Origin of the sequence: Paraburkholderia phytofirmans PsJN, assembly GCF_000020125.1 — a bacterium.
In the GTDB taxonomy this organism is placed as follows: Bacteria; Pseudomonadota; Gammaproteobacteria; order Burkholderiales; family Burkholderiaceae; genus Paraburkholderia; species Paraburkholderia phytofirmans.
Window position 1 is genome coordinate 912,409 of sequence record NC_010681.1, and the last position, 12,656, is coordinate 925,064.

Genomic DNA, 12,656 nt, shown 5'->3' on the forward strand with positions numbered 1-12,656 from the left:
GCGATGAACAAACAAGCACGCATCTTCGTCGCGGGCCACCGTGGCATGGTCGGCTCCGCGCTGGTCAGGCGTCTCGCCGCCGACGGGTATCAGAACGTGATCACCCGCTCGCGCAAGGAGCTCGATCTCACGGATCAGGCGGCCGTGAATCGCTTCTTCGAAAGCGAAAAGATCGACGTGGTGCTGCTCGCGGCCGCGCGCGTGGGCGGCATTCTCGCGAACGCGACGCAGCCCGGTGAGTTCATCTATGAAAACCTGGTGATCGAAACCAACGTGATCCACGCCGCGTATCGCGCCAAGGTCGAGCGGCTGGTGTTCTTCGGTTCGTCGTGCATCTATCCGAAGCAATGTCCGCAGCCGATCCGCGAGGAGTATCTGCTGACCTCGCCGCTCGAGCCGACCAACGACGCCTATGCGATCGCGAAAATCGCCGGCGTGAAGCTGTGCGAAGCGTACAACCGCGAGTACAACACGCAGTACGTCGCGTTGATGCCGACCAATCTGTACGGCCCGAACGACAACTACGATCTGAAGAGCAGCCACGTGTTGCCGGCGCTGCTGCGCAAGGCGCACGAAGCGAAGCTGAACGGCGACGCCACCTTGACGGTGTGGGGATCAGGCACGCCGCTGCGTGAGTTCCTGCATGTCGACGACCTGGCCGCGGCCACGCTGTTCGTGCTCGAGCACAACGTGACCGAAGGCCTCTTCAACGTCGGCGTGGGTAACGACCTGTCGATTCGCGAGCTGGCCGAATGCATCTGCAAGGTGGTCGGTTTCGAAGGCGAACTCGTGTTCGACGCCTCGAAACCCGACGGCACGCCGCGCAAGCTGCTCGACGTGTCGCGACTCGCGCACATGGGCTGGCAGGCCACGATCGGCCTCACCGACGGCATTGCCTCCACCTATCGTGACTTTGTCGAATCACACGCTGGTTCGACGCCCGCCGCCGCCATCGAAGCGTAGGCGCGTGGACGGCCGCCTCGGCGCGGCTTTGGATTGACGGACCAAAGGGGACGCTGTGCATGCGCAGGACGCGTCATGCACGCAGTACGATATTTCTAGGAGTGGCATAAAAATGACAGCGTCAGTCACGATCTTCCACAACGTCGTGTGGTCGCGCCACAAGGGTGTCGTGTTTTCCGCCTTGCATAACATTTCGGCATCCGGAGCGATTCGCTATTCGATGGTGCAGATCGCCGACACCGAGCACGACCGCGTCGGCTTTTCCGACGTCGATTATTCGTTTCACCGCTATCCGATGCAAAAGCTGTTCGATGGCTGCTACGAAGACGTGCCGACCATGAAGCTGATCGCGCGGCTCACGTGGGAAGTGTTGCGCACCAAGTCTGATCTGATCGTGCTGCCGGGCTATCACCGGCCGGAATACTGGGCGATGCTCGCGGCGTGCATCGTGACCGGTAAACGGCGCGCGGTGTTCTGCGATTCAACCGCGCGCGATCGGCCCAAAAAGTTGCTGACGTCGATTCCGAAGCGCGTGTTTTTCTCCTTGTGCGACGGCTATTTCGGTTTCGGCGAGCGCAGCCGCGAGTATCTGCTATCGCTCGGCGCGAAGCGCGACAAGATTTTCGTGCCGTGTCAGGCCGCGGCGATGCCCGGTTCGTTTTCGCCGGAACGTGCGCTGGTCGAGCGGGTTGCCGGTCGCGCGGGTAATCCGCCGGTGTTTCTGTTCGTGGGACGTTTGTCCGAAGAGAAGGGCATCGGCACGCTGATCGACGCGTTCGCCGGATTGCGGCGGCGTATTCCGGCGGCGAAGCTGCGCATTGTCGGCACCGGCCCGATGTGCGACGCGTTGCATGCGAAGGTGGCCGAGCTCGAACTCGGCGACGCAGTGACATTCGTCGGCAGTCTGCAGGACGAACCGCTGACGCGCGAGTATTACGGCGCCACCTGCATGGTGCTGCCGAGTTACAGCGAACCGTGGGGACTTGTGGTCAACGAGGCGCTCGCGCATGGTTGCCCGGCCGTGGTCAGCGAAAGTTGCGGCTGTGTGCCGGAACTGGTGATCGACGGGGTGAGCGGCTATGCGTTTACGGCGGGCGATGTCGCCGGCCTGCAGCGCACCATGCTCAAGGCCATGGAGGCGTTCGCCGATGCGGGCGGCACCGCGCGCCGCTGCATGGATGTGATTCGCCGTTTCGATCCGCCATCCGCGGCCGCCAATATTGCTCGCGGCTGTGCATTGATGTTGAGCGACTGAGCCGCTTCGCCCGGCCAGGTCGCGCACAACGCCCTTACTCGCTCCGGCAGTCACGATGAAGATACTGATCTACGGCATCAACTATGCGCCTGAGCTGACGGGAGTGGGCAAGTACACGGCGGAAATGGCCGTGCTGCTGGCGAGCCGCGGACATGACGTGCGCGTGGTGTGCGCTCCGCCGTATTACCCGGAGTGGCGTGTCGGCGAGGGCTACGCGTCGTGGCGCTATCAGCACGAGACGCGCGACGGCGTGGCGATCTGGCGCGCGCCGCTGTGGGTGCCCGCGCATCCGAGCGGCCTGAAGCGCATGCTGCATCTGGCGAGCTTCGCGGCGACCTCGCTGCCGCTGCTTGTGCGACACGTGCTGTGGCGCCCGCACGCGGTCATGCTGATCGCGCCGACCTTGATGTGCGCGCCGGGGGCGCTGATGCTTGCACGCGTCACGCGAGCGCGAGCGTGGCTGCATATTCAGGACTACGAGGTCGATGCGGCATTCGATCTGGGGCTGCTAAAAAGCTCGCTTGCGGCCCGCGTGGCGCGCTGGGTGGAAAGCGCTTTGCTGCGGCGCTTCGATGCGGTGTCTTCGATCACGCGGCAGATGAGCGAACGCGCGACGACCAAGGGCGTCGACGCATCAAAGGTCGTTTGCTTGCCCAATTGGGTCGACGTGGCGACGATCTTTCCGCTCACGCGGCCGAGCGAATTCCGTCGCCTGCTGGGCATTCCTGACGACCGGAAAGTGATTCTGTACTCCGGCAACATGGGCGCGAAGCAGGGCATCGAAACGCTCGCCGATGCGGCGGTCGCGCTCGCCGCGCGCACGGACCTCACCTTCGTGTTCTGCGGCAGCGGCGCCGCGAAAGAGGATCTGCGCCAACGCTGCGCGGGATTGACGAATTGCGTGTTCCTGCCGCTGCAACCGTTGGACCGCCTGAACGAATTGCTCAACCTCGCCGATATCCACGTGCTGCCGCAACGCGGCGACGCGGCCGATCTCGTCATGCCGTCCAAGCTCACCGGCATGTTCGCGAGCGGACGCGCGACCGTGGCGATGGCGCGTCGCGGTACGGCGCTCTACGAAGCGGTGGCGCCGCGCGGCGTGGTCGTGCCGCCGGACAACCTGAAAGCGCTGACGGCGGCGATCACCGCGCTGACGAACGATGCGGAACGACGCGCGGCACTTGGCAAAGCGGCGCGCGTTTATGCGGAGCAGACGCTCTCGCCGGAGTCGACGATTCGCACCTTCGAGGAACGGCTCGCCATGCTGTTGCGCGAAGTGGGAGGCAAACGCGACAAACTTTACAAACGCGGCAAAGGCGGCACGCCGTCTTTCGCCGCACGGCCTTCAGGTGCTGCGGCACGGCGCCGGCGAAAACCGGCTACCGCGGAGGAAGCCGCGCCGGATTGATCCGGCACGCGGCTCTGTCATGAAGTCGATATCACCACGGAGAACGGTACACGCCCTGCTTGCTGGCGTAGGGATCGGTATAGGTGTTCCTTATGGCGCCTCCGGGCGCCGCACCGGCGCCCGCATTCGGACGTCCCGGCTGGGCGGCCACTCGCAGTTGGCCGTTGGCCGCAGCCGGCGCTTTGCCCTTGGCTTTGCCTTTGCCAACCGCGGGCTGCGCGGCCTGGTCGCCGCCCAGCACCGTCATGCGTTGCGTGTCGAGCAGCGCCGTGCGTTGGGCATCGTTCGTATCGCCTTGTGCGCCGTCGGCGCTGTAGGGGTTCGGGGAGCCGAGCAACGCCTGCTCGCTACTGCGATGCGCAGCGCGCCGGTTGGCGGGAAGCTGTGCATTGAGACCGTAGCCGTTGGCCGCTGTCGCAGCGGGCGGGAGGGCGGGCGCCGCGTTATTGGGCGCGGCGTTCTGCGCGAACGCCGGCACCGCGCACGATGCGATCGCGAGAAGCGTCCAACTGGCAGTGTGTCGAAGCGAGGTCGTCATCTGATTCCCCAAGGAGATGCTGTCGGGATGAAGCTATCGTGCGCCAACCGGTACGCGTGTAGCCGCCAAAACGCTTGCCTGCACAGCCACTGTGCGAAGCCGGGCCAGGCGCCGCAACATAATGTAAGAGGTTTGCCTGGCATGCCTGCCTATGTTTACCACTGTTCGTGGTTCGGAGAAAGCTGATGGGTAACGTAGCCGACGATCCTCACGTCGGGCGCATGCCGCAGGCCGAGGGCGCGCGCGAGAGCGGCCGCGTGATCGATCTGTCGCAGGCCGGAAAAGGAAACTATCAGGCGAGGCGCGGCGCGCTGATCGAACTCATCTGGTTCGTGCTCGAAGCCTGTGTGATCAACAACAAATTGCTGCCGTTCTCCAGTGTGCGCGTTGCGTTGCTGCGTCTGTTCGGCGCGAAGATCGGTACAGGTTGCCGATTCGTGCATCCGCTGCGCGTGAAGGCGCCATGGAATCTCGAGGTGGGCGAGAACTGCTGGTTCGGTGTCGATGTGTGGATCTACAACCAGACGCTGATTCGCATCGGCTCGAACGTGTGCATTTCTCAGGGCACGTTCCTCACCGCGGGATCGCACGACATGAGCACCACGATGGACCTGCACGTCGCGCCGATCATCATCGAGGACGGCGTCTGGATCACTTCGAAGTGCGTAGTGCAAATGGGCGTGACGATCGGCCGTTCGGCGGTCGTGACACCTTTGTCGGTCGTGCATCGTTCGCTGGAAGCGGAAGGCGTGTACGGCGGCAATCCTTGCCGTTTTATCAGGAAACGGTTCGACTCCGTGACCTGAACCACAGACTTAAAACCGCAGCGTTTGTACGCTGGGGTGGCCGAGGTCGTTTTGCCGGAATGCCGGCCGTCGCAATGGAATTGCCGCGCTGCATGATGCGCGGCATTGGCGATGGCACCCATGCAAGTTACGGCTGCGACGTCTGCGTGGTCTGGTTGCCGGCTCCGCCTGGCGAACCTCGCCATGCTCAGGAAATGCGTGAAGCAGATGGGAGTAGCGGATGTTCATCGATACACGTACTGTTGAACAGAACACCGTCGTCGAGACGACGGTCTGCATCATCGGCGGAGGGGTCGCGGGCATTACGCTCGCGCTCGAAATGTCGAGGGCGGGTATCGACGCCTGCATGCTCGAAAGCGGTGGCTTTGGACCTGACGACGCAACTCGCGACCTCTATCGCGGCGAGAACATCGGCCTTCCCTACACGTTCGCGGACGGCTCGCGCAGCCGCTATTTCGGCGGCAGCAGCAACTGCTGGGGCGGCTGGTGCCGCCCGCTCGATCCCTGGGACTTCGAAAAGCGCGACTGGATTGCGCACAGCGGCTGGCCGTTCGGCCTCGATGAACTGGCGCCTTACTATGCACGCACGCATGAACTGCTGAAGCTCGGTCCGCAGAATTTCGACCCCGCCTACTGGGAGCGCGAGATTGGCCGTCAGGACGTGCGCCGTCTGCCGCTCGCCACCGGCGACATGCGCGATACGGTTGCGCAGTTCAGTCCGCCGGTTCGCTTCGGCAAGGCGTATCGCGAAGAACTGTCGCATTCGACGCGGGTCCGCGTGTTCCTGCATGCAAACGTGCTCAGTATCGACGCCGACGCGCAGGGCACGACGATTTCGAAACTGAAGGTGGGCACCATCAGCGGCCGCGCGATAACGGTGACCGCGAGAATTTTCGTGCTGGCCACGGGCGGTATCGAAAACGCGCGCCTTCTGCTGGCATCGAACAACGTGCAGGCGGCCGGACTCGGCAATGCCAACGATCTGGTCGGCCGTTACTTCATGGATCATCCGCGCATGATGTCGGGCAAGGTGCGCTTCCGTCCGGGCATCGCGCGCAACAAGCTATACGACATCAAGTACCACTACCAGAATGTGGCTGTCTCGGCGCACGGCACGAAGATCTCGTCGCAGTTCGCGCCGAAGCAGGAGTGGATGGAACGCGAGAAGCTGCTCAATTCGCGGGTGTGGCTCTACTCGAAATGGTACGGCGAGGGCAGCGCGGGCTCCGAGGCGCTGATCCGTTTCAAGGAAGCGCTGATGGGCAAGGATCAGCCCGGCCGCAGCGTGAGGCGCGACATCGAGACCATGATCGCGCACCCGCTGGACACTGTCGGTTTCGGTTTGACGCGGCTGTTGCAATGGCCCGCGTTGATCACCGACGTGACGCTGCAGGCCATCGTCGAAGCGGAGCCCAATCCGGATAGCCGGGTGACCTTGTCGGCCGACAAGCGCGACCACTTCGGCATGCCGCGCGTGCGGGTGGAGTGGCGTCTCGGCGACCAGGTGCAGCGCACTTTCGACAAGACGTTCCAGTTGCTCGCGCAGGAATTGCAGATGGCGAACGTCGCGGACGTCACGCTCGATGAGCCGCTCGAAGGCCGGATGTGGCCGGCGAAGCTTGAAGGCACGTGGCACCACATGGGCACCACGCGCATGCACGATTCGCCGCGCGAGGGCGTGGTCGATCGCGACTGCAAGGTGCATGGGATCAGCAATCTTTACATTGGCGGCAGCTCGGTGTTTCCGACCGTCGGCGCCAATTTCCCGACTATCACGATTGCCGCGCTGTCGTTGCGTCTCGCCGGCCATCTGATGCGGCAGCTCAATGTGCCGGACGCCGTCGGCAGTACGCGAGGCGAAGCAGCCAACAGCACCACCATGTCGCTTCAGACACCGCCGCAGGTCGACACGTTGCCGATCGCGGCTTCGACCTTGACGCCGCTGATGAAAGAGCAGTGATGGGTGATCAGGACAAGCGAAATGGCGCGCACGAGGCGCGCCATTTCGCTTTGTTGTCGGCTGAAGAGGTTGCCCGCCTGGCGACAGGCGGCGCGCGTCAGTGGGTTGGCTGGGTCGTTTCGCGCAACGTGGTGAGCGTGTTGTCGCTGTTACGCGCGTCGTCGTGGGCGCCTCTGGTTTCGAGCAGAGCGGTCAGCGCGCTGACCATGGTCTCGACACGGAAGCGCGCGTTGAAAGTCTCGGCCGCCTGCGCGCGCATCGCCGCGCGAGCCGCGTCGTCCAGTTCGAGCCAGCGCAGCAGATTCTTTTCCGTTCCGTCGATGGTGTCGGCAGCCACCATTCCCGCGCCGTCCGCTTCGATTTCGCGCCACACGTTGACCTTATCGGAGATCAGCGCCGGCAATCCGCATCCAAGCGCCTCGGCCACCGCCACGCCGAAATTCTCCTGATGCGACGGCAGAACGAACACGTCGCTCGCATGAAAAGCGCCCCACTTGAGCTCGCCCTGGAGCATGCCCGGCAGACTCACGCGATGCGCGATGCCGGCCGCCTGCGCCTGGCTGCGCAGCGTCGAGGCCCAGCCGGTTTCGTCCGGACCCGCGATCACGAGATGCAGCGTCGGATCGCGGCTGGCAACGCGTGCGAAAGCGTCGATCAGCAGATCGCAGCCTTTCTTCGCGTGGACGCGGCCGAGAAACAGCACGATGCGTTTGCCGCGCAGGCTCGGTATGGCTTGCAGGAACGCCTCGCGCAGTGGCGCCGCCTCGAGTTGCGGCACCGTCGTGCCGAACGGCACGATCCGTTCATGTGCGCGATACAGCCAGAACGACTTGCGTGCGCGCGTGCGTTCTTCTTCGGTTGTGAAGATGACGGCGCGCGCGTCGCGCAACACGCGATATTCGGCCCACGGCCAATACAGCCATTTCTTCAGATGCTTGAGCGGGTACGCCTCCTTGAACCACGGGTCGAGCATGCCGTGCACATACACGTAGTACGGCACCTCGCTCCCGTGCAGCGCTTTCCATGCCGCGAAGCCGTGGTATTGCCACAGGCCGTGCACGATCACCGCGTCGAAGCGCTTCGCGTTGGCGGCGAGCCACGGCGCGAGGCGTTCGCTGAAGCTGTAGCGGCCTTTGGTCGGGCCGAAGACGTGGATCGGAAAAGGGAAGGACGCGAGGTAGGCGTCGCGCGGCGCGTCGCAGGTCGCCACTTCGATCTCGTGGCCGGCTTCGCGCATCGCCAGGCCGCTGCGGCGAACGCCTTCAACGGGACCGCCGGCGCGTGGGTCGACGCTTGCTAGCAGGTGGAGAATTTTCATCGGGCGGTATTCGGTCAGTTGGAGCGATGCCTGGGCGGCGAGTGCGGGACGAGGGCGCCGAACTGGCCGGCTTCGGACGCGGAACTGGCGGTGTGCGACATGCCGAGCGTGGACGAGAGGTCGGCGCGGCCCATGCCCGGCCGGATCCGTCCCGGTAGCTCCGGCATCGCTTCCGGGCGCACGGGTGGCGGGCTACGGAAGCGCCGTACGCGCGCCGGCAGCGCGCGCTGCAAACGTGCGTGCGTGGCGATCATCAAGCCGAGCGCGACGCCGAAGATCAACCCGGAAAAACGTGGCCCGAGCGGATTGCCGCCGATCGACGTGGCCGGCAACGCGGCAAACAGCATGATGGCGCGCCCCAAGACCGGCAGCATGGGCGCGTCGGGCACGACGGAACGCCAGTAGCGATACGAGAAGAAGCAGATTGCCAGCGCGGCGAGCGTGGCCAACGGCATGCCGATGCCGAACAGCAGGCCGCCCGCGAAGAATTGATAGACCCAGAAGTTGTGGCCCGCCGCCCATTCGCTGATCGCGTAAAAGTCCTTCTCGCTGATCTGGCCGGCGAGGTCCGGCAGATAGACCGGCGAGTAGCGGTAGTAGTGGCCGTAGCCTTCGCCGAACAATAAGGTGGTCGGCTCCGCGGTCACCTGATCGTACTGGTCGCGCATTTCCGCGAGACGTGTGATCGTGGTCGGATCCTTGCCGGAGCGCGTTTCCTCGGAGAAGAATATGCGCTGCGTCCAGTGCTCGGCGACGGTCGGGAAAGTCAGGGCGGCGATGCCGGCCGCGCCGGCGAGCACGGCGCCGATGATAATAGTGCGGCTCATCGCGCGCCAGATATGCCGGATCGACGGCGCGCTCAGCCCCATTGCGATCAGGAACAGCAGGACTGTGCCGATCATCACGCTGCGGGTCACGCTCAGCAATTCGATGATCACGCTCAGGGCGAAAATCGATACGGTGAAAAGCGAATAACGCTTTGCCACGATGAATTCGTGCAGCAACACGCCCTGCAAACCCAGCAACGTCACGGAGAGGATACGGAAGCGCACGTCGTCGAGATCGCCGCCGGTCGCCATGCCGTAGACCAGGGTGAACAGAAGGCTGATGACGTTGGCGACAAACAGCGCTTTTTCGAACTGGGCGATGCGAAACTCGCTCCACGGGCGGCACGCCACGAGATAGCCCAGCGTGAAGAGAATGAATGGCAGCAGCACACGCAGATAGTTGCCGGTGTCGTTATCCTGAACCAGTTGCGCGACGATGCTGCCGGCCACGCACAGGATCATGCTCCACGTGACGATGGAGCGCAGCCGCGAGCGCTCGTGAAAGCGCGGCGCGATGAGGAGCAGGGCAATCCCTGCGGCGATCGCCGGCAGAACGAAAATGAATTGCGCGAAGTGACCCGTATTCGCGTCGGTCGCCTTGTAGTCGAACGCGAGCGGCAGCAAAAAAAACCATATCCAGGGCGTTGCATACTGATGGCGCATTAACGATTCCCTCCCCGTCGCCGTAGATTCGCCGCGGTCTATAGCGGACGGTCTCGCATCGGGTTATTTTGAAGGAATGGCTACGCCTGTTAGTGGGCTGGACCGCATTCGTCGAACATTGCCTGGGTTTAGGCGTCAGCGGAAAGCGTAAGCTCTGCAAGAGGCGCGCACACTTGCGCAGGTTGTCGGTCAATGCCTTGAAGTTGGCGCGCACACACGCTTGGCGACACCGAATATGCAAAAAGGGGCCGCGTGCCTGGCGTGAGACAGAGGGGAACAGCATGAAGTTATTCGGCGGGGCGGGACCCGCAAAAGCCGGACGGGCAATCGAGCTCGACTTCGTCCGCGGCATCGCGATCATCATGGTGATGGGCTTTCACTTTCATGCGGTTCATACCGGCAATTACCTCATCCAGATTATTGAGTACCCGCTGAAGAGTTTCGGCCGCGAAGGCGTGAACCTGTTCTTCACATTGAGCGGCTTTCTGGTGGGCGGCCTGCTGCTTCGACAGTACGCCGAGACCGGTCATGTCGATGCCCGCCGCTTCATCATCCGGCGGATTTTCCGCATCTGGCCCGCGTATTACGTGCTGATCGCCTTCCATGTGCTGGCCGGACGCCACCCGTGGAATAGCTTCCTCGTCCAGAACCTGACACACTTGCAGAACTACCTGGGCACGTCGATTACGCAGACGTGGAGCCTCGCAGTCGAAGAACACTTTTATCTCGTGCTGCCGGCGCTTCTGTTGATTTTCTCGCGCTGGCGTCTTGGCGCGTGGACGATTGTCGGCATACTCACCGGTATCTGCGCGGTGGTGCTCACGGCACGCTGTTTCGCGGTGGCGGGGGGCAATCTCGATGGCGCCTTTGCTTATACGCAATACCGCATCGACAGCCTGCTGGTGGGCGTGATTCTTTCCGCGATCTACTGGATGAAGCCTGGCGTTTATCATCAGCTCGCAAAGCGCAAGTGGCTGCTCATCTTCAGCGTCTTGCTGCTGTGCGCGTGGCTTGCATTCGCCACGAAGAACCTCGTGCTGGACGAAAGCATCGGCTATACGATCCAGGCGCTCGGATTCGCCGCGCTGATCGTGCTGGTGCTCGAATATTCGGGATCGTTGCGTACTTCGTGGATCTATCGCGGCGTCGCATGGATCGGACTTTATTCGTACGGGATTTACTTGTGGCATTCGCTCGCGCTCGCGCCCGGCGACATGCTGATCCGCAAAGCGACCGCGCTGGGTCTCGCGCCGAGCCTGATCTGGGTCGTCGCGCTCGCGGCGCAGTTCGCGATCGCGATTGCAATCGGCTATGTGACCACGCGCGCCATCGAGTATCCGTTCCTGCTGATGCGCAATGCGCTGTTCCCCGAAAAGCGCAGCAGCTCGGTGCGCGAGGAAGTGCCCGCCGCTGCCGCCGGTGGGCAGTTATCCTGAACATGCAAGAGCATGCGCGCCGCTTACCTGCATAGGCGGCTATGAACCGACGCCAAATGTGACGAGGCGTCCATCCCACCGATGGACGCCTCGTTTTTTGTAGAACCCGCTGCGGAATCAGGCCATCTGTTGCAGCAAGGTCTGCTTGAATTGCCCAAGCGTATGCCGTGACAGCAGATCTTCACGCGCGGACGGCATGGCCTCAGGCGCATGCGGCCACGAGGTCATGGTCTCGGTGATCGCACGGCCGATCGACGCGGAACTCAGGTCGCTCAAAATCGGCCCCAGTTCGCAACGCCGGCTGAACCAGCCGATCAAACCGTCTTCAGTGGCGATCACGGGCTTGCCGAAACGGTACGCCTGCACCAGCACGCCGCTCATGCCGTAATGCCCCTTATAGCCGAGCCACACCGCGTCGCATGCCGAGAACAGATCGCGCTCCATATCGTTGGAAATGAAGGCGTCGAGCACCAGCGGCGCAGGGTTGAGACTGCGCACATGGTTGCGCATGAAGTGACGCGTGCCCGCATCCTGTTCGCCGGCGACGATGAGCGTGGGCGCATGCTCGAGCCGCGTCAGCGCATGCACCAGCTCGTAGATGCCCTTGCGTTCCGTGATCGCGCCGTACACCAGCAGATAGCGCTGCTCGGGATCGAGCCCCAGACGCTCGCGGGCCAGCACGGGATTTTCCGCATGTTCATCGGGAAACGGGTCGGCCACATAGGCGATCGCCGCGCTGTGCTTCGACGCGCCGCGTGCCGACCATTCCGGCAAGGTCGGATCGATCGTCAGCAGCGTACGCAGGCCGGTGGTGCGGATCGCGCGCTTGAAGAGCAGCGCCTTGATCGCATTGACGACCGGGCGATCGGGGGCCTTGATGCCGACCTTGTGATGATGAAACGTCGAGCGCATCGTGATGCCGATCCATGGCGTCTTGCCGAAAGGCGAGCCGAGAAATGGCAGCGAATAGAAAAAGTAATCGACGTAGGGCACGACCACGAGACGGATCGATTGCATGCGGGTGATGATCGAGTGCACGCGCTTGAAATAGCGGTGGAAGCGCCAGTATTCGTTGGGGTCGGGCAGACGGTTGCGGCTTCGCTCCTCCGGGTCGACGAAAGCGATCTGCTGGTCCGGGCGGTTGGCGGCGGTGATCTGTCTTGCGAGCCGGTGGTCTTCGTTGGCGCACTCGGTCACGAGCATGCACGGATAGCCGGCTTCCGCGCAGGCCTGCATGATCCACTCGGCGTATCGCCAGCGGTGGCCGGTGAGATTCGGTTCCACGATCAGGACGTAGTCTTGTTCCATTGCGTCGGTAACCATTTTCGTTGCGGAAATAAGTACCCGAGCGCCACTTCCCGCATGGCGCTGGCTGAACAACGTTAGCATCGCCGGAATCCGTGTAACTACTAATTTGTCCGGCTTTGTGGTTCAGCGTACTAGGGGGCGCTGGCTTAGGCTGAACCGGCCTAGCTGATGGCG

Annotated in this window: 10 protein-coding genes; 6 read left to right on the forward strand and 4 right to left on the reverse strand. The window is 63.2% G+C overall.

Annotated features, from left to right (window positions below; genetic code table 11):
• The first annotated feature begins 3 nt into the window (after nucleotides 1-3).
• The 3 genes from BPHYT_RS04005 to BPHYT_RS04015 all read left to right on the forward strand — a co-directional run bounded on the left by BPHYT_RS04005 (nucleotide 4) and on the right by BPHYT_RS04015 (nucleotide 3,626).
• The gene (locus BPHYT_RS04005; protein ID WP_012431879.1) at nucleotides 4-963 is read left to right on the forward strand and encodes a GDP-L-fucose synthase family protein; all 960 of its coding nucleotides are present in this window, start codon (nucleotides 4-6) and stop codon (nucleotides 961-963) included.
• Between the two features lie 112 nt (nucleotides 964-1,075).
• Nucleotides 1,076-2,218, forward strand: coding sequence for a glycosyltransferase family 4 protein (locus BPHYT_RS04010; protein ID WP_012431880.1), 1,143 nt, complete (start codon nucleotides 1,076-1,078; stop codon nucleotides 2,216-2,218).
• A 55-nt stretch (nucleotides 2,219-2,273) separates the two neighbouring features.
• The gene (locus BPHYT_RS04015) at nucleotides 2,274-3,626 is read left to right on the forward strand and encodes a glycosyltransferase WbuB (RefSeq protein ID WP_012431881.1); all 1,353 of its coding nucleotides are present in this window, start codon (nucleotides 2,274-2,276) and stop codon (nucleotides 3,624-3,626) included.
• Nucleotides 3,627-3,657: 31 nt separating this feature from the next.
• On the opposite strand, the gene BPHYT_RS04020 is transcribed toward BPHYT_RS04015, so the two are convergent.
• The gene (locus tag BPHYT_RS04020) at nucleotides 3,658-4,164 is read right to left on the reverse strand and encodes a hypothetical protein (protein WP_012431882.1); all 507 of its coding nucleotides are present in this window, start codon (nucleotides 4,162-4,164) and stop codon (nucleotides 3,658-3,660) included.
• Nucleotides 4,165-4,349: 185 nt separating this feature from the next.
• On the opposite strand from BPHYT_RS04020, the gene BPHYT_RS04025 reads away from it, so the two are divergent.
• Nucleotides 4,350-4,970, forward strand: a complete 621-nt coding sequence (locus tag BPHYT_RS04025; protein WP_012431883.1) for a DapH/DapD/GlmU-related protein — start codon at nucleotides 4,350-4,352, stop codon at nucleotides 4,968-4,970.
• 220 nt (nucleotides 4,971-5,190) lie between these two features.
• The gene (locus tag BPHYT_RS04030) at nucleotides 5,191-6,930 is read left to right on the forward strand and encodes an FAD-dependent oxidoreductase (protein WP_012431884.1); all 1,740 of its coding nucleotides are present in this window, start codon (nucleotides 5,191-5,193) and stop codon (nucleotides 6,928-6,930) included.
• A gap of 97 nt (nucleotides 6,931-7,027) precedes the next feature.
• On the opposite strand, the gene BPHYT_RS04035 is transcribed toward BPHYT_RS04030, so the two are convergent.
• A complete protein-coding gene (locus BPHYT_RS04035) occupies nucleotides 7,028-8,248 on the reverse strand; it encodes a glycosyltransferase (protein WP_012431885.1) in 1,221 nt (406 codons plus the stop codon).
• 14 nt (nucleotides 8,249-8,262) lie between these two features.
• Nucleotides 8,263-9,738: a hypothetical protein gene (locus BPHYT_RS04040; RefSeq protein WP_012431886.1), complete on the reverse strand. Its 1,476-nt coding sequence runs from the start codon at nucleotides 9,736-9,738 to the stop codon at nucleotides 8,263-8,265.
• A gap of 281 nt (nucleotides 9,739-10,019) precedes the next feature.
• Here BPHYT_RS04040 and BPHYT_RS04045 point away from each other — a divergent pair, with 281 nt between their 5' ends.
• The gene (locus BPHYT_RS04045) at nucleotides 10,020-11,174 is read left to right on the forward strand and encodes an acyltransferase family protein (RefSeq protein WP_012431887.1); all 1,155 of its coding nucleotides are present in this window, start codon (nucleotides 10,020-10,022) and stop codon (nucleotides 11,172-11,174) included.
• Between the two features lie 117 nt (nucleotides 11,175-11,291).
• Here BPHYT_RS04045 and BPHYT_RS04050 read toward each other — a convergent pair whose 3' ends face one another.
• Nucleotides 11,292-12,497, reverse strand: coding sequence for a glycosyltransferase (locus BPHYT_RS04050; protein ID WP_041758263.1), 1,206 nt, complete (start codon nucleotides 12,495-12,497; stop codon nucleotides 11,292-11,294).
• Between the last annotated feature and the right edge of the window lie 159 nt (nucleotides 12,498-12,656).